This window comes from Neobacillus niacini (assembly GCF_030817595.1).
Classification (GTDB): domain Bacteria; phylum Bacillota; class Bacilli; order Bacillales; family Cytobacillaceae; genus Neobacillus; species Neobacillus niacini_G.
In genome coordinates this window covers 1,920,261-1,941,251 of sequence record NZ_JAUSZN010000001.1, presented here as the reverse complement: position 1 = coordinate 1,941,251, position 20,991 = coordinate 1,920,261, and the positions used below count along the sequence as shown (strand labels likewise).

Here is a 20,991-nt window from a genome sequence, read left to right as displayed (position 1 = left end):
AATAATAGGTTTAAGGAGAGATAAAAAATGGTGGAAACGACAGTAGAAGTTCCTTCTTTATCAAAAGTGTATGAAGAATATTTTAATATTGGTGCGGCGGTTAATTTAACTACAATTAAGTCACAAAAGGATTTATTGAGAAAACATTTTAATAGTATTACAGCCGAAAATGATATGAAGTTTATCGAAATTCAGCCTGCTGAGGGAAAGTTCACATTTGAAAAAGCGGATCAATTGGCAGCTTTTGCTAAGGAACATGGAATGAAGATGCGCGGACATACATTAGTCTGGCATAATCAGACGCCTGAATGGGTATTTCAAAATGCCGATAGAGAAACACTTTTGCAACGAATGAAGGACCATATTACAACGGTCATGCAGAGATACAAAGGAACGATTTTCTGTTGGGATGTTGTAAACGAAGCGGTAACCGATGAGGGTCCAGAATTATTTCGTTGTACAAAATGGTTAGAAATAATCGGAGAGGATTATATCGAAAAGGCATTTGAATTCGCTCATGAGGCTGACCCAGACGCCCTGCTTTTTTACAATGACTATAATGAATCCAATCCGGAAAAACGCGAAAAAATCTTTAAACTTGTGAAATCATTGGTTGATAAGGGTGTTCCGATTCATGGTGTTGGTCTCCAAGCACATTGGAATCTAGTCAATCCAAGTCTCGAAGATATTCGTACTGCAATTGAACGATACGTATCTCTTGGTTTGAAGCTGCACCTGACAGAATTGGATGTCTCTGTCTTCAACTTTGAAGATAAGCGGACTGACCTTACGGAACCAACTCATGAAATGTTAGAGCTGCAGGCCGAAAGATACCACCAAGTATTTCAATTGCTTCGACAATATCAAAATCATATTACTTCTGTAACCTTTTGGGGCGCAGCCGATGATTATACATGGTTAAGTGATTTTCCTGTTAAAGACAGAAAAAATTGGCCGTTTCTTTTTGACGAAAATCATCAGCCGAAAGAATCTTTTTGGAAGGTTGTTCACTATTAGACATAGATTAGTAGGGAAGTCAGGCAGGAAAGGGAGAATAACCAAATGTTACCTTTGAACCCAAATCTTCAGGGGGAAATTGCCGTCGTAACAGGCGGCGGCGGAGTTCTATGCGGCTGTATGGCTAGAGAATTGGCAAGACAGGGAATGAAAGTAGCTATTTTAAATCGCACCTATGAGAAGGCAGTAAAGGTTGTTGAGGACATCAAGGGTGCCGGTGGTGATTCAATCGCCATTAAATGTGATGTGCTAAGTGTTGAAAGTGTGAAACGAGCAGAGGAAATTGTTACTGCCGAATTTGGTGTTTGTGATGTCCTTATCAATGGTGCAGGCGGCAATCATCCTAAAGGAATTACTACAAAAGAAATCTTTGAAAAAAATGATTTGAACCGGAATGATTTAACAACCTTTTTCGATATGACGCCCGAAGGTTTTGGATACGTCTTCAATTTAAATTTCATTGGTACCCTGATTCCTACCCAAATTTTTGCAAAAAAACTGATTGAAAACCAAGGGACCATTATTAATATTTCTTCGATGAGTGCTCCGAGCCCGATGACGAAAGTGCCTGCATATAGTGCAGCGAAATCAGCAATTGAGAACTTTACGAAATGGCTTTCTGTTCATTTTGCTGAAGCTGGACTTCGGGTTAATGCCATTGCACCAGGCTTTTTCTTGACTGAACAAAACCGTGCTCTTTTAAAAAAATCAAGATGGATCCAATACAGATAGAACCAACAAAATTCTTGCAGGAACGCCAATGAGACGGTTAGGAAAGCCAGAGGATTTACTTGGTACCTTATTATGGCTCTCAGATAAGGAAGCGAGTGGATTTGTAACGGGTGTCAGTATTCCAGTTGACGGCGGTTTTATGGCTTACTCGGGAGTATAAGAACATAAAAAATCACGGGGAAGAACAGCAATTGATTTTCCAAGGGAAGAAAACTTTACAGAAACAACAAATCACACTGGGCGGAATATATGAGTAATATCGAGGGGGAAATGATAATGGACAGAATGGACGGCATGAATTATGCATCAAAGGGGTTAGTGAAAAAGGTTGTTGTTGAACCTGGTACGTTTCGTTTTGCCGCAATTGGTCTCGACCATGGTCACATCTATGGTATTTGTAATGGTTTAATAGAAGCAGGCGGGGAATTGGCTGCCGTTTATGATCCTGATCCCAAAAAGGTGGAAGGATTTATTAAAAACTATCCTGAAGTTAAGATTGCTTCTTCAGAAGAAGAAATTCTAACAAATCCAGAAATTAAACTTGTTGCCAGTGCCAATATTCCGGTTGACCGAGGTCCACTTGGGCTTCGAGTGCTCGATCATGGAAAGCATTATTTTACGGATAAGCCTGCGTTTACAACGATGGAACAGGTAAAAAAGGCAAGGCAAAAAGTGGTGGAAAACGGTCTAAGATGGGGAATTTATTACGGCGAGCGGTTACATTCTGAGAGTTCTGTCTTTGCAGGACAATTGATTGAAGAGGGAGCCATCGGCCGAGTGATCCAAGTCATGGGTACAGGACCACATCGTGCGAATCCAAACAGCCGTCCCGATTGGTTTTTTGACCCTGAATATTATGGCGGGATTTTATGTGATATCGGCAGCCATCAAATTGAACAGTTTCTACATTTTGCTGGTGCTGCGGATGCAAAGGTATTGCATAGTAAAATAGGAAATTATCATTTTAAACAATATCCAAAGTTCCAAGATTTTGGTGACGCGACACTCGTGGCAGACAATGGTGCGACGTTCTATTTCCGTGTTGACTGGTTTACGCCTGATGGGCTTGGTACTTGGGGAGATGGACGGGTTACGATCTTAGGAACAGAAGGCTATATCGAAGTACGTAAGTATATCGATATTGCGAGAGATAGCCGCGGGGATCACTTGTATTTGGTGAATCATCAAGGGGAAAAACATTATCAATTATCCGGTAAAGTGGGTTGTCCATTTTTTGGAGAATTTATTCTGGACTGTTTATATGGAACTGAAAACGCGATGACCCAGGAGCATACTTTTAGAGCTGCCGAATTATGTATTGAAGCACAAGAACAGGCAATATGGATAGAGAAAGCAGACCAGCCAGAAGTATCAGCTAAATAATAGGTGTTTTATTAACGCCTTTTTTCCCGTGAAAGGGTGAAAAACAATGCCAATTACTGTACAAGATGTACTCGATAAATTAATGGAACCAGTGAATCACATTCAAAATACTGTGGATACTCTTAAGGCAGGTGACCCGGCTGCTGAAGTAAAAGGGATTGCCACAGCCTTTATGGCTACACACAAGGTAATTGAACAAACTATCGCCTTGGGTGCAAACTTGTTGATTACTCATGAAGGTATATACTTCAGCCATCATGACCACACCGAAGACTTGGAAAAGGACCCTGTATATAATGAAAAACGCAGGTTAATTACGGAGTCAGGTCTTGCAATCTATCGTTTCCATGATTATTGGCACCGCTATAAGCCTGATGGGATAATGACTGGATTAATTGAGGCATTAGGCTGGCAATCTCATATTGTAGAAAATCATCCGGCTGCATCCATTGTAAGTATTCCTCCCATGACATTAGCAGAGATATCAGAGCACATAAAGCGAAGATTAGGAATCCCGTATTTACGATTCACAGGAGATTTGGCGATGAAATGTAAGCACATCGGGCTCTTAGCTGGTTATAGAGGCGGAGGAAGTTTATGCATCCCTCTTTTTGAACAGGAAAGTTTGGATCTGATTATATATGGAGAAGGTCCAGAATGGGAAACTCCGGAATATGTGAGAGATGCCAATGATCAAGGAAAGAAAAGAAACCTGATTGTTCTTGGGCATGCGGAAAGTGAACAACCTGGAATGAATTATTTAGCACAATGTCTGCAAACAATGTTTCCAAGTATTCCAACTTATTTTATTCCGGTCGAACAAGCCTTACAAGTTATATAAATGGTAGTACCTAAATCAAATTGATAGGCGGTGATAAAGGTTGAAAATGGGATTTCGATGGTATGGGGAAGGAAATGATTCAGTAAGTTTAAAACAAATTAAACAAATTCCCGGTGTGGAAACGATTGTTTGGGCTCTTCACGATATGCAGGCTGGAGAAGAATGGCCGATAGAGAAAATCCTTGAAGTAAAGCAGCAAGCTGAACATTATGGTTTTAACATTGATGTGGTTGAAAGTGTAAATGTGCATGAAGACATTAAACTTGGTCTTCCCTCACGAGATCGATATATAGAAAACTATAAAAGAACCATTGAAAAACTGGCTAAAGTAGGTGTAAAGGTAATCTGTTATAACTTTATGCCTGTTTTTGACTGGATCCGGACTGATTTATATAAAGAGCTTGAAGATGGTTCCACTGCTTTGTTTTATGAAAAATCTAAGGTCGAGAATATTGACCCAATTGAGTTAGTTAATAAGATTGCGAATAATCCCGACTATACCATGCCTGGCTGGGAACCTGAGCGGTTAGAAAATCTTACCATACTGTTTGACGCTTATAAGGGTGTAACAGAAGAAGACTTATTTCAACATTTGCGCTATTTCCTAGAAGCGATAATTCCAGTATGTGAAGAGAATGACATTAAAATGGCCATTCATCCTGATGATCCGCCATGGCCTATATTTGGATTACCTCGTATTATTACAAATCAAGCGAATATTAGACGAATGTTAAAGCTTGTTGATAGTCCTTATCATGGAGTAACGCTTTGCAGTGGTTCCTTAGGTTCAAATCCTAGTAACAATCTGGTCGATATGGTCAAAGAATTTGCCGAACGAATTCCATTTGCCCATGTTCGAAATATAAAAGTCTATGAAAATGGTGATTTTATTGAGACTTCACATCGGGGACAGGATGGGACAGTTGATATTGTTGGTATCATGAAAGCGTATCATGAAAATGGATTTAAGGGCTATATAAGACCGGATCATGGAAGACATATTTGGAACGAAAAATGCCGGCCAGGATACGGCTTATATGACCGGGCCCTGGGGATTATGTATCTTTTGGGTATTTGGGATTCATTAAATTAGGTAATATTGCACTCAATAATCGATTGAGGAGGATAAATATTGAAAAGTGCTTTTGAAAATATCTCAAAGAATAATACGGATTTATATACGACAGCGCATAAAGAAAGTTATTCTGCATGGCTGCAATATAGAAAGATTGAAGTTCGAGCAATAGCAGAAGATTATACTCAATGGTGCAGAAACCTTACAGTTTTAGGAGACTCTGTCTTGATGGAATCTGCTAAGAAGGAACTTATCCAGGGCATTTCTTCCATGTTAGGGGTTATGCCAGAATCTTGCTCAGAACCGCAGCAATCTGGCCTGGTGTTAGCTGTTAAGGATTCTACTGGAGATTTAATAGATGTGGATTTTAATCATCTGAATGATGATGGATACGCCATTAAGACCGTTACTTCTGGTCAAAATAATACTATTTTTGTAGTAGGAAAAAAGGATAAAGGTGTCTTATATGGTACCTTTCACTTATTACGCCTCATGCAAAATAGGGGGAATTTTCAACAGCTCGATATCGTTGAAAACCCTAAAAATCAATTACGAATGCTTAATCAATGGGATAACATGGATGGCAGTATTGAACGAGGGTATGCAGGAAATTCTATTTTCTATAAAGATTATCAATTCTCAGATGAGCTTAATAGAATTGAAGATTATGCCAGACTGCTTGCTTCAGTTGGTATAAATGGAATTGCTATTAATAACGTGAACGTTCACCAGGAGGAGACGAATTTAATTACTGGCACCTTGCTCCCTAAAGTGGCTGAAGTGGCTGGTATTTTTAGGGCTTATGGTATCACAACATTCCTTAGCGTGAATTATGCGAGTACAATCCAAATTGGAAATTTAACAACAGCTGACCCGCTGAATTCAGAGGTTCGAGAATGGTGGAAAGAGAAAGCCGAAGAGATATACAGCTATATTCCTGATTTTGGTGGTTTCCTAGTAAAAGCCGATTCAGAACACCGCGCTGGACCATTTACATATGGACGCAATCATGCGGATGGAGCCAACATGCTCGCAGAAGCACTCCAGCCCTTTAATGGCATTGTTCTTTGGAGATGTTTCGTCTATAACTGTCTCCAAGATTGGCGTGACCGCTCTACAGACCGGGCAAGAGCTGCATACGACCATTTTAAACCGTTAGATGGTCAGTTCCATTCTAATGTTATTTTACAGATTAAAAATGGTCCAATGGATTTCCAAGTTCGTGAAGGTGTCTCACCATTATTTGGTGCCATGGAAAAAACGAATCAAATGTTGGAATTTCAGGTTACTCAAGAATATACAGGACAACAAAGACATCTTTGTTATCTCGTTCCGCAATGGAAGGAAATCCTTGATTTTGATACGTATGCAAAAGGTAAAGGCTCAGAGGTCAAAAAGGTCGTGGATGGCTCCCTGTTTCAAAACAGATACAGCGGAATTACTGCTGTTTCTAATATTGGAGATGATTATAATTGGACCGGGCATACGCTGGCCCAAGCTAATCTGTACGGCTTTGGACGCTTGACATGGAACCCAGATCTTTCAGCTCAAAAAATCACGGATGAATGGATTGGTCAAACCTTTGGTGATGATCAATTGGTTAAAAAGCTGGTAAGCAAAATGCTATTAAAATCATGGAGTATCTATGAAAAATATACGTCACCACTAGGTGTTGGCTGGATGGTAAACCCACATCATCATTATGGGCCAAATGTGGATGGTTATGAATATGACGTTTGGGGAACGTACCATTTTGCGGATTGGGAAGGAATTGGAGTAGACAGGACTGTAAAAACAGGAACCGGTTATATCTCTCAATATTTTAAAGAGAATGCAGAGATGTTTGAAAGCCTTGAAACATGCCCGGATGAATTGCTGTTATTTTTCCATCATGTCCCTTACACACATAAGCTGAAATCAGGTGTAACAGTGATTCAACATATCTATAATACTCACTTTGAGGGAGTAGAAGAGGCTGAGGAATTAGTTGAAACTTGGTTACAGCTTAAGGATAGGATTGATCAAGAGCGATTTGATGATATCTTGAACAAATTACAAGAACAAGCAAATCATTCGAAGGAATGGCGGGATATTATAAACACTTATTTTTATAGGAAATCAGGAATCAAGGATGAGTTAAATAGAAAAATTTATTAGTAAATCTGTTTGATAGAATAAGGAGGAGCAGTTTTGTCATTAATCGTTCATCCTTTACCTATCTTGAACGTAAATAATAGGAGGGTTCATTCAAATGACGAAAAATAATGCTCTAGGAACCAACGTGATTGCGCAAATTGGTATTCTTGTTCATGATATTGAAAAAACAAGCCAGAACTACGCAGAATTCTTTGGGATCGAAAAAACCGAGTGGAGTTTAACTGATAAATTGGAACGTGCAAAAACAGAGTTTGAGGGGAACCCAACTGAGGCTAGAGCAAAACTAGCATTCTTCGATATGGGCTCTCTTCAATTAGAATTAATCGAACCGGATCAAAGTCCAAGTACTTGGCGTAAACATTTGGATGAGCATGGTGAAGGCCCTCACCATATTGCATTTTTCATAGAAGGAATGAAAGAAAAAATTGCCATAATGGAAAGTAAGCAAATGCCGTTACTTCAAAAAGGGGAATATACGGGCGGAAGATACGCGTACATGAACACATTCAAAGACTTAAAAATTATTACGGAATTGTTGGAAAACGATCGATAAAACGGTTATGGAGGAGATACTAGTATGGTACTCCTCTCCTTTTATATTAATAATAGGAGGGATAAAAGAATGAGGATTTTGATAACGGGTGCAAATAGAGGTCTAGGATTGGCTTTATCACAGGTTGGGGCAGAAAGAGGCCATCAAATTCTTGCTGGAGTCAGAAATATCCAACAAAGTGAAGAAAGTCTAACACAATCAGAAATCAATAAATCAATTTCACTGCTGCCTTTAGATGTAACAGATGAAGAATCCGTTACTTCAGCTGCTAATACGGTGAAAGAAAACTTTGGAACCATTGATGCAATTATAAATAATGCAGGCGTATTGTTAGAACGTGATAAACAGATAGAGGACTTGGATCTGGACCAAGTGAAAGTAACATTCGATGTCAATTTCTTTGGTCCGATTAGAGTGGTAAAACATTTCCTGCCTCTTTTAATGATGGGCGATCGTTCGTCAATCATCAACATTTCTTCGGAAGCCGGCAGTATGTCCAATGCTTATGCCGGTGACTATGCATATGCTTCTTCTAAAACAGCATTGAACATGTTTTCACAGCAATTAAATCAGTATGTAAAAAGTAAGAAAATAAACGTTTACTCTATACATCCCGGCTGGATTAAGACAGATATGGGCGGCGATCGTGCACCAGGGGACCCAATTGATAAGGCCGAAGGTATATTTGATATTATTGAAGGAAAACGAGAGATTGACAGTCAGAATGTTTTTATCACCTATGAAGGGCAGCCAATGCCATTATAACGAAGATAAAGAGTGGTGAATGAATTGATTAGATTGGCAGCAGTGCTTGGCGATTATTATCATTCGAGTGAATGGGCGAAACAATCACTTGAATCTGCTTTGAACTTTGGTAAGCAAGATGTGCAAATTGCCTATTGCTATCCTAAACAATTGACAGAAGTACTTAGTAAGCAGCCAGATGTAGTGATTCTTTTTAAAGAAAATAGATACAATCCTGTGGACGAAAACGTAGAGACATGGATGACAGAAGAACTCTCGTTAGTAATTACAAATTATGTAGAGAATGGCGGGAACTGGCTTGCATGGCATTCTGGCTTGGCGTCATACCCTGTTGAGGGATCTTACGTAAAAATGTTAAAGGGGTCTTTTTTGTATCACCCTGAAAAGCAACAGATAGTCCATTACAAAGCTTCAGAAGGAAATACTGTCGTTCCAAGTTCCACTTCATTTGAAATGGTTGATGAACATTATTTTGTTGATTGTGATAAGGAAAATACAAATGTATTTCTCGTCTCTGAGTCCATTGATGGCAAAGCTGAGGCAGGGTGGTTTCACCGTTATGGAGAGGGAAAAGTATGTTGTTTAACACCTGCCCATAATAAAGACGGACTATTGAACGAGAATTTTTTGAATGTATTAAGAAACTGTGTAAACTGGCTAATTATAAGATAAAAATGTGGAATCCAATACTCTTCTATTCTGTATTAGTTCCAAAACTTGGGGAAACTAATATATAAAACTGTAAGGAGTGAAACGGAATGTTCATGCAAGGATCAATTATAGCGGGTGAGTTTGATTCATCTATAAATGAGTTCGCTTTACAACAGGTGAAACATTTTGAAACACAATCCATTCTTAATGAAAACCAATTGAACCATATCTACGATTACCTTAAAAGGAACCAACACCAAGAGGATGGACAAATTATTACGCTATACGATCAAATGCCGATCAGATTATCTCAAGACGAAATTAACCAATTTATTGATGATTTAGAAAAAGTTAAGTCGATGTATCAATAACAGACTAATGACTTCTTTATAACTCTTATAGTGTTGACGGTTTTTTTTGAATATTGGAACATGTAAAAAGCTTACTCAAATGAGTAAGCTTAAGGTCCTGTATAAACACTTTCACATGTTCCTGGTTTTGGTTCATAATAACAATGCTGCTTAAATTGACCAGAATGAGGTTGATCGTACCAGGTTGGCGGACATGGAGCATACGGATTAAAATACCAAAGGGCATATTTTGATGGGTGTTCTCTCCAATGCTCCAAATTTTGTCTGGCTAATCTTTTTTCTGCGGACCTCGCTCTTTGATAAAATACATTCCCTTTTTGAACGGCTTCAAAAGAAAAATTTCCTCCTTGGACATGAAAAATGACATCGTTAACGTTTCTTAGATCTTTAAAGTCTAAACATTCTGCTTTAACACGATTAACAATTACATTTCCCACCATTAACATTCCTTGTTTTCCTTCACCTTCGGCTTCTGCTCTCATCATCCTTGCCATTAAGTCAACGTCTGAACTTCTGTAGTTAATTCTTGGCATTTTCTCACCCCAGAAATATAGTATGAAAAAAAGCCTCCATTGATGTCATTGTTTATGAATTAAGCTAGTTTCATTATTCAAGATTACAATTAACCTATATGTGTTAATATCTCTTTTTCAAGAACATCTAGAAATAGCTGTATCGATGGATTTAAGTTGTTCTTTTTCCAAGCAAGCACGAGTTCACAATCGCTGTCCACAGCACCATCTATTTCTACAAAACGTAGTGATGAACTCGATACTGCTTCAAAACTTTTTGGCAGGATGGAGATTCCGATTTCGGATTCGACCAGAACTGGAACAGTATCCACAAATCTTGGCTGACTTACGATTCTAGGCGTGAAGCCGCTTTGTTCACACAGATGTACAATAAAGTCATACGAGCCTACGGGAGAAGCGTGGCGGTTATGTATGATAAAAGGCTCTTTTGCCAGTTCTGAGAGTTTAATTTTCTTGTGACCAGAAAGGGGATGATTTTTGTGCATGACAATGCAATACGGCTCTCTCGTCACAGACTGAATTTCGATTTCTTCAATTCTATCTAATCCTGCAGGCAATGTTAAAGCGATATCGATTTCACCCTCTTCTAATGATTCCTTTAGCATTTTACTAGGAAAGTGGTTCAAGTAAAGTTCCACTTTTGGATGAGTCTCACGGAATTGCTTGATGATGTTTGGTAAAAACCTACGGACATGAACACTTAGAAACCCAATGGAAAGGCTGCCAATGACACCGGCATCTGTTTGTTTTGCTTTTTCAATCGCCCCTGATGTTTTTTCTACAATTTCAATTGCTTCCTTTAAAAAAACAGAACCTGCAGGAGTTAACTGAACAGACCTCTTGTTTCTAATAAAAAGTTTTACGCCTAATTGCTGTTCCAAATCGGCAATTTGATGGCTGATAGCTGATTGAGCAACGTAAAGCTGATTAGCTGCCTTGGTAAAGTTTAAGTACTCGGCTACTGTAATAAAATAACGTAATTGACGAATATCCATATGGTCCCTCACTTGCCATATATTTTTAATTATTTTAACATATGGATTAACCAATAGACGAAATACTTGAAGTTTACTTAAAATAAAAATACTAGTAGTATTTAACTCTACTAATATGAAATCTGGATTACAGAAATCGAAATCCTATATTTCCATTTCTGCTTGAACCGTATTATGGTTAATGTGGAAGCGCTTAAAACTAGTCGTTGAGATTGGAGTGTGGTTAGATGAGCCTGCAAATCGTTGGCAAACTGTCAAATGTTAAAAAACCGTATTTTATAAGAAATGGAGAGGGCGAACGTTATCTCTTTGGTACTCAAGTTGCGTCCATTGTTGCGACAACTGCAAGTACCGGTGACAAGATGGAAATTGTACAGATATCAGGTGGTAAAGGAGATTATTTTCCGGCACATGTTCATGAAAAAGCTCATGAAGGTATCGTAGTACTTGACGGCAGACTAGAAGTAGAGCTAAATGGACAAGTTCATTTGTTGACAGCAGGCGACTATGTACACATCCCGGCAGGTACGGTTCATGCTTATTGGCTGCAGAGTCATCGAACACGCTTTTGGTCGTTCACGATGAACGGTAATCTAGCAAAATTATACTCTCTCATTGGAGTGCCATTTGATAGATTTGAACGTCCGCCTGTTTCGCAGAATCCCTTAGTTGCGGAAAGTTTTTCCGATCTTCCTGATGATATTGATATTAAATTTGTTCCTAGACAACAAACAAACGGGTTACCTCAGTTGGTTAAAGGCGGTACAATACCTGACTTGGTTCAACCATATGTGCTAGAGGCAGGGGAAGGAATCCATCTTCTTAGCGGGGATACTGTTCATTCTCTACTAACCACGAAAGAGGCTGCAGATGGTCAATTTCTTGCGCTTGTATCTGAAGGACCAAAGGGACTGCCAATCGGTGAGCACGCGCATGAGTATACAAACGAAACATTTATGTGTTTACAAGGACAAATGACACTTTGGGTGGATGGGGAAGAGTTACACTTGCTCCCGGGGGATTTTGCTTATGTACCAGCGAAAACACCGCATCGCTTCCGTTGTGATGCCCATTATACGAAGTTTTTAGGTGTGTTAACTCCTGGCCAATTTGAAGATTTCTTCCGAATTCTTGGCGACCCATACGAATATCCGATTTTTCCAAGTGAGCCGGCGGCCTATCGATTTGATCGGGTTATTCAGCGAATTGAAGAGATGGATTTGATTTTACTTGGGAAACCTCCAGTCCCTCCTGCTGCAGTAGAAGAGGTTAATCATTAATGGTGTATGACGTAAAGGTTGTTGCCGACCTCGAGTTTGCCGCACCTGATGGAAAACCATTATTAGTAGATCTTTATTTACCAATTGGGGCAGATAAACCCTTACCGGTAATTGTTTGGCTGCATGGGGGCGGCTGGAGAATTGGTGATCGAAAACTAGGTCCTGATTTTCGGGTACGGTTTGCTGAACGTGGATATGCAATGGCAAGTATCGAGTATCGTTTAAGCGGAGAGGCTCTTTTTCCAGCACAAATTCATGATGTGAAGGCTGCTATTCGCTGGCTGCGCTCTTCGGTAAATGAATTTGGTCTAGATAGTGGCAAGATAGGGCTATGGGGCTCGTCCGCTGGAGGTCATTTAGCTGCACTGGCCGGTACAACAGGTGAAGGGATTCTCGAGGATTTAGGATTAGGATGTGCGGATTTTAGCAGTGACGTACAAGCTGTTGTAGATGGATATGGACCTACTGACTTTTTGCAAATGGATGCTTATAGCCATAAGGAGATCGCTGTATCTAGTGATCCTGAGTCAAATTTACTGCAACTGACTCTACAACATGAAGACAAGAATTCTCCTGAGTCACAATTACTTGGAGCACCTATCATATCTGTTCTGCATCTGGTCAAGAAAGCGAATCCTATTACTTATATTAAAAACGGTTTGCCGCCATTTCTAATTATGCATGGGTTAAGTGATACAGCAGTGGCTCCTCACCAAAGTGAACTGCTTTATCAAGCGCTTATTGCTAAAGGAAATGAAGCGACCCTCTGTCTTATTGAAGGTCTTGGACACGCATTTTTTAATAAAAATGAATTGGATGATAACGGGCCGTATTCTGCCTCCATTCGCAGGGGAGGAGATGGAGAAACCGAGTATATCCGCAATCGTGAAATTAAAATATTTGAGATGGTAGAAGAATTTTTTCAAAAACATCTTTTGGGAAGCTGACTAATTTATTCCCTCGCGGACTTAATTCGGTACGGCAAAGGGAATTGTTAGCTGAGTGGTAACCAAAGAGTTGTTTTGGTTACCTCTAATGGGAAAATAATGACTGTGTGGTAACCAAAGTACCGTTTTGGTTACCACTAAAGCGAAAATGCTGACTTAAGGGTAACCAAAGAGTCGTTTTAGTTCCCGCTAAAACGAAAAACAGGCTTAATGGTAACCAAAGACCTTCGATCTGATAAAGAACCAAAACTCCGCAACTAAAGCGGGGTTATTTTTTTGTAAAAAAACTTCAATTATCTGAAATTCCGATTTCTCAAATACAATCTGTGTATTTCAAAAAAGTTTCTACGTCCTTTATCATGAATTTATAGATAGCAAAACGCTAGGAGGAATTCACATGAAATTACTAACATATTCAACCAATGATCAGCCTTTACGTCTAGGAGTCTTAGTAGATGAAAATACGATTGTTGATCCACAGCAAGCCTATATTGAACTTTTAAAGGAGCAAGGGCAGGAGAGAGCGGAAGAGATTGCAAACGCTTTATTGCCGCATAATCCAACAGAATTTATTGCTAATGGAGAGCTTGCACTTCGAACAGCAAAGGAAGCAATATCTTATGCAGTAGAAAATAAACAAAAGTCATCAGCTGTTTATCAGCAGGATAATGTACGAATTGGAGCGCCTGTATTAAAACCGAACAAGATCATTTGCGTTGGTTTAAACTACAAGAATCATATTATTGAAATGAAACGTGATTTCCCAGAACATCCAGTTGTTTTTGCCAAATTTGCAACAGCGATTGCAGGGCCAAATGATGTCTTCCCGCTCAATTCTAATTTAACTAAAAAGTTAGATTACGAGGCAGAATTTGCGTTTGTCATTGGAAAAACCGGAAAGGACATTGCTTATGATGAAGCACTGGACTATGTCTATGGGTACACGGTAGCAAATGATATAACAGCTCGCGATATGCAAAAAAGAACAATTCAATGGCTGCAAGGGAAGACATTGGATAAGAGTCTTCCACTAGGACCTGTGTTAGTAACAAAGGATGAAATCGCAAATCCACACTCCCTTGATATTTCTTTAACCGTTAATGGTGAAGTGAGACAGAATTCAAATACTGAACAGTTATTGTTCAACGTCAATCAGCTAATTGAATTCTTATCCGGGATCTTTACGCTTGAACCTGGTGATGTTGTTTGTACTGGTACACCAGGCGGGGTAGGAGAAGCTCAGAATAAATTTCTTCAAGATGGGGATGTCGTTAAAGTAGAAATCTCTGGAATTGGAGCCATTGAAACGGTCATTAAAGAGGTGAGCCAATCATGAATCACGAACCGATAAGGGATATTGCCCACTTGGCTCATATTGAATTGCTGACACCAAAGCCAAACGAAAGTCTAAACTTTTTCAAAGAATTATTAGGAATGGAAGTAGTTCATAGCGAGGGACAATCTGTTTTCCTCCGAGGCTGGGGGGACCAACCGTTATACAGCTTGAAGCTTACAGAAGCGAAGCAAGCTGGTTTAGGTCACGTCGCGATGAGAACCTTTTCACCATATGCACTCGAACAACGTGCTCTAGATATTGAGAAAAATGGATTCGGTTTGGGATGGACAGATGGGGATTACGGGCACGGCCGCTCCTATCAATTCACAGATGCAGATGGACATAATCTAGAAATCTATTATGAAGCAGAAAAATACATTACACCGGATCACTTAAAGCCTGGATTGAAAAATATGCCTGCGAAATACGCGGCTAAAGGTGCATCAGTTACACAGCTGGATCATATCAATTTGTTCAGCTCCGATGTTGACGCTGATAGCCTATTCTTCCGCAATCGACTAGGTTTCAAACTGAGTGAACAGGCGATAACAGATGATGGGAAACAAACAACAGCTTGGCTTCATGTTACGAATAAATCTTATGACCTCGCCATCTCACATGATAAATCTGGCAGCAAAGGACGTTTTCACCATGCGGCATTCAAAGTAGAAAGTCCTGAAATGGTTCTTCGAGCAGCAGACGTGTTTTTAGATAATGGAATATTCATTGAAGCTCCACCGAATAAACATGTTGCCGGTCAAACGATGTTTGTCTATGTATATGAGCCAGGAGGCAATCGAATTGAGGTATGCGCGGGCGGCTTTCTCATCTTCTCGCCAGATTGGGAAACCGTGACATGGACACCTGAAGAACGTAAAAAAGGGTTAGCATGGGGCACACCGCTGCCATCAACATTTCACACTTATGGAACACCCGATATAAGCAAATAGAGTAATTACAGGGGGATGGGAACATGAATCAAACGTTAAACAGGTTATCCTATGAAGAAGCATTGGAACGTGCAAAAAAATTGGTTCCTTCAATACGTTCGCGGTCACGAGAGGGTGAATTACTTCGCCATCAACCGCTAGAGAACATACAAGAATTCATTGAATCAGGCTTGGTACGTACCATGGTACCGAAACGTTGGGGCGGCCATGAACTCAATTGGAAAACTTTAGCGGATACAGCCATTGAAGTTGCGAAGGGTGATGCCTCTGCAGGCTGGTGCTATTCACTGTTATTGTTACACAGTTGGATGCTGGCATTCTTCCCAGATAAAGCACAGGAAGATGTGTGGAAAGAAAATCCGGATGCATGTCTAGCCACATCAATCAATCCAAGTCCTGATTCACAAATTAAACGTGTGGATGGAGGGTATCGTTTAACAGGGAAATGGGGTTTTTCTTCCGGTATCAACCACTGTGACTGGGTAATGATTAGTGCAGAAGCGCCAACAGAAAGTGGAAAAAAGGCATTATACTTTCTAGTTCCAAAAAGTGATTTAAACGTGATTGATATATGGCGTGTGATTGGGATGAGAGGAACAGGCAGTAATCTATTAGAGTTGACGGAGGTATTTGTACCAGATTACCGAACTATGGAGTTAGAACCATGGAATCTTACCGGTCAATCTCCAGGGATGGACCTCAATACAGCGCCGCTTTATCGTATCCAAATATCTGCGGTTATGCCGGTTACCTTATTGTCGGTTATTCTTGGAGCGACAAAAGGTGCCTATACCATATGGCGTGATAGTGTAATTGGTAAAAATAAAACAAGAGGTGGGGAGCAAGTCGCCAATTTAACCCATCAACAAATTCGGCTCGCTAAGGTGTCAGCGAAAATTGAAGCTGCAGATGCTCTTCTTCATAAATCATTAGAACTTGTGGAATCTGGCCGCGTACTTGATTATGCAGAACGTGTACGTCTTCGCTGCAATTACGCCTACTGTGCAGAAATGTGTGCTGAAATAATGGAAACGATCTACACGTCGAGCGGAGCAGCAGCTTCTGCAGAGAGCCATCCACTTCAGCAGTTTTGGCGCGATATCCATGCTGGGGCACAGCATACAGCCTTTAATTTTGATTGGGTAGGTGAGATCTTCGGCAAGCTGGAGCTTGGTATTCCAGTAAAAGTCGTTTATTAAGAGAGGGAGATCACAATGACTAAAACTTTAGATATTTTGAGCACAGAACTCGTTTCTTCTTTACAGGGAGAAAAAATGGTTTCATTGGTTACTTTAGACGCTGAAACAAAATTACCTCAATTAAGTGTAGTATCATGGGTGTACGCAGAACCTAACGGTACGAAAATAAAAATAGCCCTAGGGCATAAAGCATCAAGCATTGATAATATTCGCACCAATCCAAATGTTCTCGTAGGGATCATTGGCGCTGGTAGCTGCTATGAAGTACGCGGTACTGCTACTGTCTCACAGATATTTGAACGGACAATGAAACTTTGTGTAGTAACCATTGAGGTTGAAGCTGTGGAGAATGTGATGTTTTATGGAGGGAAAGTTACCGTAGAACCGGCATATGAAAAAACCTACAATCCAGAACTAGCTAAAAAACTGGATACAGAGGTTTACGAGCTTTTTAGACAGAACGATTAACGAAATTAATTATGCGCCTGAACTGCATTCAGGCGTTTTTTTACGTTTAAGGAGACTAGGATTTGTAAAGGAGGTGACGAAATTTTTGAAAAAATTGACCATTCACTTTATTGTTAGTAGTAATATAAATTTTTTTATACTAAAATCAAATTAACCATAAATAGATAGGATTTAATAAAGTCATGGAAGGGAGTTACAACCGTTGAAGCAAAACATCAAAGCAATCCTTGCACCCATGAGTCCAAAAGAAAGAATGGCTTATATCTGGGACTATTATAAGTTTCATATCATTGGGACAATTGTTGCAATCATTCTATTACTCTCATTGATCAGCAGTATCGGTGAGAAAAAAGAAGTTGTCCTAAATATGACGATTATTGGACAAGGGGTAAATCCAGAAGGTGTGGTTCAATTACAGGAACAATTAACCAACAAGCTTGTGCAAGACAAAGGTGATGAAGAAGTTTCTGTTCAACATTTAACTTATAATAAGACAAGTATGGACGAGGCTTCACGAGCAGGAATACAAAAAATGTCAGCAGAGATTTCGCTTGGAGCAATTGATGTAATGATTGTCGAAAAAGAACTATTTGAGGAAATTTCATCGCAGAATGCGCTGCTAGCATTGAATGATTTCAAGGGAGCCAATAAATTGTTACCATCTGATGAAAAAGTTTATGGAATTAGCACCTCTGATATTCAACTTTTGGCACCATTGGCATTAGATGAAAACGAGGTGTTATGTGTACCAAGGACTACGAAAAATTTGAAGAAAATCAATGAATTTTTTACACTCATTTCTAAGTAAACAGAGAAGGAGATCCTTTCAACCTGAAGGATCTCCTGTTTATTGCAAATAAGGACAATAAATTGGTCGAATCACGATATAGGAATATCATATTTTTCTAGTAATATAGAGATATAAGTAAGCGTTCCCAACAGAAAGGTGATGTTTATGCCAAGATACAGTATAGCCGTCGACATCGGTGCATCAAGTGGAAGACTTATATTGGGCTATCTTGAAGATGGTCTGTTAAAACTAGAAGAAATTCATCGCTTTGAAAACAAAATCGTGAAAAAAAGGGATTCCTTCTGCTGGGAAGCCGATAAACTTTTTCAAGAAATCAAAAATGGACTAAAAAAATGCGTGGAATTAGGCATTAAGCCAGATAGTATTGGAATAGATACATGGGCGGTCGACTTTTTGTTATTGGATGAAAATAATCAGCCATTAACGGAAGCGGTTTCTTATCGTGACCCGCGTACAGATGGGATGATGGAAGAGGTATTTGAACTTTTTTCAAAGGAAAGACTTTACCTTGAAACAGGCATTCAGTTCCAAAAGTTTAATACAATTTATCAATTATTTTCTATCAAAAAAAATAATCCTGAAATCCTAGAAAAAGCAAAATCATTTTTAATGATTCCTGATTATTTCAATTATTTACTGACTGGTAAAAAAGCAAATGAATATACCAATGCAACCTCTACACAGCTGGTAAATGCCTTTACCAAACACTGGGATGGGCAAATATTAGATGTTCTTGGGATTAATAAAGAAATGTTTCAAGAAATTAAAACTCCAAAAACGATTCTTGGGACACTTTCGAAGGAACTAGTTTCAGAGTTTGGTTTTGACCTTCAAGTTATTCTTCCAGCGACACATGATACTGGCTCAGCGGTTATTGCGGTACCAGAAGAAGACGAATCGATTTATATCAGTTCTGGTACATGGTCACTAATTGGTGTGGAAAACTATTTTCCAATCTGTGTAACGAAGGCATTGGACTATAATTTCACCAATGAAGGCGGAATCGATTACCAATACCGTTTCTTGAAAAATATCATGGGTCTTTGGATGATCCAAGAAGTGAAGCGTAATTACAATGATGAATATTCCTTTGGGCAGCTTGTGGATTTAGCGAGAGAAGCAAGGGATTATGAGGCGATAGTTAATGTAAACGATGACTGTTTCCTAAAGCCTGAAAATATGATTGATGCAATCATGAACTATTGTATTGAAACACAGCAGCAGGTACCAAATACTCCTGGTGAAGTGGCGAAATGTGTGTTTGATAGTTTGGCAGTAAGCTACCAAGAAGCGGTTGCAGAAATTGAAGAGATTTTCGAAAAGAAGTTTACAAAAATAAATGTTATCGGCGGCGGCTGTCAAAATGAAATGCTTAACCAGCTGATTGCCGATGTAACAAAAAAAGAGGTATTTGCTGGACCTGTAGAAGCTACTGCGATTGGTAACATAGCAGCCCAATTAATGGCTCTTGGAGAAATCAATGATATTAAAGAAGCACGTTCGATTATTAAAGATTCATTTGAAGTGAAAAAATATCTGCCAGCTCAGCCTGTAATCAGCTAATTAAAGGAAGGAAGAATAAACATGACTATTAAAGAAAATTTTGAACTTGCGAAACAAGCATATGCTAAATGGGGAGTAGACGTCGAAGAAGTGGTAGAAAAGCTAAAAAATGTACCGATTTCGATTCATTGCTGGCAGGGCGATGATGTTGCTGGGTTTGAAGTAAACCAAAACGAATTATCAGGTGGTATTGATGTTACAGGGAATTATCCTGGTAAAGCGACAAATGCTGAAGAATTAAGAAGTGATTTAGAGAAGGCATTATCATTAATCCCTGGTAAGCACCGCGTGAATCTTCATGCTATTTATGCTGAAACAAATGGTGAAGTGGTTGAACGTGATCAACTTGAACCAAAGCATTTTGAAAACTGGGTAAAATGGGCAAAGGAAAACGGACTAGGCTTGGATTATAATCCAACATTATTCTCACACCCAAAAGCGGATGATGGTTTAACCCTTTCCCATCCAAACGAAGAAATCCGTGAATTCTGGATTAATCACTGTATTGGCAGCCGTAAAATTGGTGAATATTTCGGAAGAGAGCTTGGTACACCAGCATTAACAAACATTTGGATCCCAGATGGCTATAAAGATATCCCAAGTGACCGCCTGACTCCGAGAAAAAGATTAAAAGAATCATTGGATAAAATCTTTGCAGTCGAAACAGATGAAAGGTACAACTTAGATGCTGTAGAAAGTAAAGTATTTGGTATTGGTTCCGAATCTTATGTTGTTGGTTCACACGAATTTTACCTAAACTATGCAATGAAAAATGATAAATTATGTTTATTAGATACAGGTCATTATCATCCAACGGAAACAGTATCAAATAAAATTTCTTCTATGTTATTGTTTAGTGAAAAGCTAGCCTTACATGTATCCAGACCAGTTCGCTGGGATAGTGATCATGTTGTCATTCTTGACGACGAACTTAAAGAAATCGCACTTGAGATTGTTCGCAATGATGCTTTAAACCGTGTCATCATCGGACTAGATTTCTTTGATGCAAGTATTAACCGTGTTGCCGCGTGGACTATTGGTACACGCAACATGATCAAAGCATTGCTTTATGCGATGTTAGTTCCAAATGAGTATTTAAAGCAGCTACAAGAAGAAGGAAATTTCACAGAAAGACTAGCATTAATGGAAGAATTCAAAACGTATCCATTTGGTGCAATTTGGGATTACTACTGTGAAAAAATGGGTGTTCCAGTAAGAGAATCTTGGTTAGAAGAAGTAAAAGCTTATGAGCAAGAGGTTCTATTAAAGAGATAATAAGACAAATAATAATAGATAAGATAGTAGGAAATATTTTCTTACTATCTTTTTTATTTGATTTATTCTAAAGTTAAACTAACTTATGA

At 39.2% G+C, this 20,991-nt stretch carries 20 protein-coding genes and 1 pseudogene; 19 read left to right on the top strand and 2 right to left on the bottom strand.

Annotated features, from left to right (window positions below; translation table 11 throughout):
* Positions 1–27: 27 nt before the first annotated feature.
* The 10 genes and pseudogenes from QFZ31_RS09660 (at position 28) to QFZ31_RS09615 (ending at position 9,545) form a co-directional block, all read left to right on the top strand.
* The gene (locus tag QFZ31_RS09660; protein ID WP_307302773.1) at positions 28–1,017 is read left to right on the top strand and encodes an endo-1,4-beta-xylanase; all 990 of its coding nucleotides are present in this window, start codon (positions 28–30) and stop codon (positions 1,015–1,017) included.
* A 45-nt stretch (positions 1,018–1,062) separates the two neighbouring features.
* Positions 1,063–1,909 (top strand): annotated as a pseudogene (locus QFZ31_RS09655) (SDR family oxidoreductase).
* Positions 1,910–2,025: 116 nt separating this feature from the next.
* A complete protein-coding gene (locus QFZ31_RS09650; RefSeq protein WP_307302772.1) occupies positions 2,026–3,132 on the top strand; it encodes a Gfo/Idh/MocA family protein in 1,107 nt (368 codons plus the stop codon).
* A 46-nt stretch (positions 3,133–3,178) separates the two neighbouring features.
* On the top strand, positions 3,179–3,973 hold the full coding sequence (locus QFZ31_RS09645; RefSeq protein ID WP_307302770.1) for a Nif3-like dinuclear metal center hexameric protein: 795 nt from the start codon (positions 3,179–3,181) through the stop codon (positions 3,971–3,973).
* Between the two features lie 40 nt (positions 3,974–4,013).
* Positions 4,014–5,066, top strand: coding sequence for a mannonate dehydratase (gene uxuA / locus QFZ31_RS09640; protein WP_307302768.1), 1,053 nt, complete (start codon positions 4,014–4,016; stop codon positions 5,064–5,066).
* 39 nt (positions 5,067–5,105) lie between these two features.
* A complete protein-coding gene (locus tag QFZ31_RS09635) occupies positions 5,106–7,205 on the top strand; it encodes an alpha-glucuronidase family glycosyl hydrolase (RefSeq protein ID WP_407074803.1) in 2,100 nt (699 codons plus the stop codon).
* Positions 7,206–7,299: 94 nt separating this feature from the next.
* A complete protein-coding gene (locus QFZ31_RS09630; protein WP_307302766.1) occupies positions 7,300–7,758 on the top strand; it encodes a VOC family protein in 459 nt (152 codons plus the stop codon).
* Positions 7,759–7,827: 69 nt separating this feature from the next.
* Positions 7,828–8,523: an SDR family oxidoreductase gene (locus QFZ31_RS09625; RefSeq protein WP_307302764.1), complete on the top strand. Its 696-nt coding sequence runs from the start codon at positions 7,828–7,830 to the stop codon at positions 8,521–8,523.
* Positions 8,524–8,547: 24 nt separating this feature from the next.
* Positions 8,548–9,195 (top strand): ThuA domain-containing protein, encoded by a 648-nt coding sequence (locus QFZ31_RS09620; protein WP_307302762.1) that lies wholly within the window; start codon positions 8,548–8,550, stop codon positions 9,193–9,195.
* A gap of 86 nt (positions 9,196–9,281) precedes the next feature.
* The gene (locus QFZ31_RS09615; protein WP_307302760.1) at positions 9,282–9,545 is read left to right on the top strand and encodes a hypothetical protein; all 264 of its coding nucleotides are present in this window, start codon (positions 9,282–9,284) and stop codon (positions 9,543–9,545) included.
* A gap of 89 nt (positions 9,546–9,634) precedes the next feature.
* Here the strand turns inward: QFZ31_RS09615 and QFZ31_RS09610 are convergent, their stop codons facing one another.
* Positions 9,635–10,078, bottom strand: a complete 444-nt coding sequence (locus tag QFZ31_RS09610) for a cell wall hydrolase (protein ID WP_307302758.1) — start codon at positions 10,076–10,078, stop codon at positions 9,635–9,637.
* A gap of 89 nt (positions 10,079–10,167) precedes the next feature.
* Positions 10,168–11,073, bottom strand: coding sequence for a LysR family transcriptional regulator (locus QFZ31_RS09605; RefSeq protein ID WP_307302756.1), 906 nt, complete (start codon positions 11,071–11,073; stop codon positions 10,168–10,170).
* A 227-nt stretch (positions 11,074–11,300) separates the two neighbouring features.
* On the opposite strand from QFZ31_RS09605, the gene QFZ31_RS09600 reads away from it, so the two are divergent.
* From QFZ31_RS09600 to rhaA, 9 genes are all read left to right on the top strand, one after another.
* On the top strand, positions 11,301–12,353 hold the full coding sequence (locus tag QFZ31_RS09600; RefSeq protein WP_307302754.1) for a quercetin 2,3-dioxygenase: 1,053 nt from the start codon (positions 11,301–11,303) through the stop codon (positions 12,351–12,353).
* Positions 12,353–13,300 carry an alpha/beta hydrolase gene (locus QFZ31_RS09595; RefSeq protein WP_307302752.1) on the top strand — a complete coding sequence of 316 codons (948 nt, stop codon included), beginning with the start codon at positions 12,353–12,355 and terminating at the stop codon, positions 13,298–13,300. Before QFZ31_RS09600 ends, QFZ31_RS09595 begins: the two co-directional genes overlap by 1 nt.
* A 397-nt stretch (positions 13,301–13,697) precedes the next feature.
* Entirely contained in the window at positions 13,698–14,636 is a 939-nt protein-coding gene (locus tag QFZ31_RS09590; RefSeq protein ID WP_307302751.1) for a fumarylacetoacetate hydrolase family protein, read from the top strand.
* Entirely contained in the window at positions 14,633–15,586 is a 954-nt protein-coding gene (locus tag QFZ31_RS09585) for a VOC family protein (RefSeq protein WP_307302749.1), read from the top strand. Before QFZ31_RS09590 ends, QFZ31_RS09585 begins: the two co-directional genes overlap by 4 nt.
* 23 nt (positions 15,587–15,609) lie before the next feature.
* On the top strand, positions 15,610–16,785 hold the full coding sequence (locus QFZ31_RS09580; protein WP_307302747.1) for a hypothetical protein: 1,176 nt from the start codon (positions 15,610–15,612) through the stop codon (positions 16,783–16,785).
* A 15-nt stretch (positions 16,786–16,800) separates the two neighbouring features.
* Entirely contained in the window at positions 16,801–17,253 is a 453-nt protein-coding gene (locus tag QFZ31_RS09575) for a pyridoxamine 5'-phosphate oxidase (RefSeq protein WP_307302746.1), read from the top strand.
* A 202-nt stretch (positions 17,254–17,455) separates the two neighbouring features.
* Entirely contained in the window at positions 17,456–18,061 is a 606-nt protein-coding gene (locus QFZ31_RS09570; RefSeq protein ID WP_307302744.1) for a hypothetical protein, read from the top strand.
* Positions 18,062–18,208: 147 nt separating this feature from the next.
* Positions 18,209–19,627, top strand: coding sequence for a rhamnulokinase (gene rhaB / locus QFZ31_RS09565; RefSeq protein ID WP_307302742.1), 1,419 nt, complete (start codon positions 18,209–18,211; stop codon positions 19,625–19,627).
* 21 nt (positions 19,628–19,648) lie between these two features.
* Complete coding sequence (gene rhaA, locus QFZ31_RS09560) at positions 19,649–20,902, top strand: L-rhamnose isomerase (protein ID WP_307302740.1); 1,254 nt, start codon at positions 19,649–19,651, stop codon at positions 20,900–20,902.
* The last annotated feature ends 89 nt before the right edge of the window (positions 20,903–20,991 follow it).

Excerpts from the sequence above, each read along its gene's own strand:
- QFZ31_RS09660 (WP_307302773.1), top strand. The coding sequence starts at position 28 with ATGGTGGAAACGACAGTAGAAGTTCCTTCTTTATCAAAAGTGTATGAA.
- QFZ31_RS09650 (WP_307302772.1), top strand. The coding sequence starts at position 2,026 with ATGGACAGAATGGACGGCATGAATTATGCATCAAAGGGGTTAGTGAAA.
- QFZ31_RS09645 (WP_307302770.1), top strand. The coding sequence starts at position 3,179 with ATGCCAATTACTGTACAAGATGTACTCGATAAATTAATGGAACCAGTG.
- QFZ31_RS09630 (WP_307302766.1), top strand. The coding sequence starts at position 7,300 with ATGACGAAAAATAATGCTCTAGGAACCAACGTGATTGCGCAAATTGGT.
- QFZ31_RS09625 (WP_307302764.1), top strand. The coding sequence starts at position 7,828 with ATGAGGATTTTGATAACGGGTGCAAATAGAGGTCTAGGATTGGCTTTA.
- QFZ31_RS09615 (WP_307302760.1), top strand. The coding sequence starts at position 9,282 with ATGTTCATGCAAGGATCAATTATAGCGGGTGAGTTTGATTCATCTATA.
- QFZ31_RS09610 (WP_307302758.1), bottom strand. The coding sequence starts at position 10,078 with ATGCCAAGAATTAACTACAGAAGTTCAGACGTTGACTTAATGGCAAGG.
- QFZ31_RS09605 (WP_307302756.1), bottom strand. The coding sequence starts at position 11,073 with ATGGATATTCGTCAATTACGTTATTTTATTACAGTAGCCGAGTACTTA.
- QFZ31_RS09600 (WP_307302754.1), top strand. The coding sequence starts at position 11,301 with ATGAGCCTGCAAATCGTTGGCAAACTGTCAAATGTTAAAAAACCGTAT.
- QFZ31_RS09595 (WP_307302752.1), top strand. The coding sequence starts at position 12,353 with ATGGTGTATGACGTAAAGGTTGTTGCCGACCTCGAGTTTGCCGCACCT.
- QFZ31_RS09590 (WP_307302751.1), top strand. The coding sequence starts at position 13,698 with ATGAAATTACTAACATATTCAACCAATGATCAGCCTTTACGTCTAGGA.
- QFZ31_RS09585 (WP_307302749.1), top strand. The coding sequence starts at position 14,633 with ATGAATCACGAACCGATAAGGGATATTGCCCACTTGGCTCATATTGAA.
- QFZ31_RS09580 (WP_307302747.1), top strand. The coding sequence starts at position 15,610 with ATGAATCAAACGTTAAACAGGTTATCCTATGAAGAAGCATTGGAACGT.
- QFZ31_RS09575 (WP_307302746.1), top strand. The coding sequence starts at position 16,801 with ATGACTAAAACTTTAGATATTTTGAGCACAGAACTCGTTTCTTCTTTA.
- rhaB (WP_307302742.1), top strand. The coding sequence starts at position 18,209 with ATGCCAAGATACAGTATAGCCGTCGACATCGGTGCATCAAGTGGAAGA.
- rhaA (WP_307302740.1), top strand. The coding sequence starts at position 19,649 with ATGACTATTAAAGAAAATTTTGAACTTGCGAAACAAGCATATGCTAAA.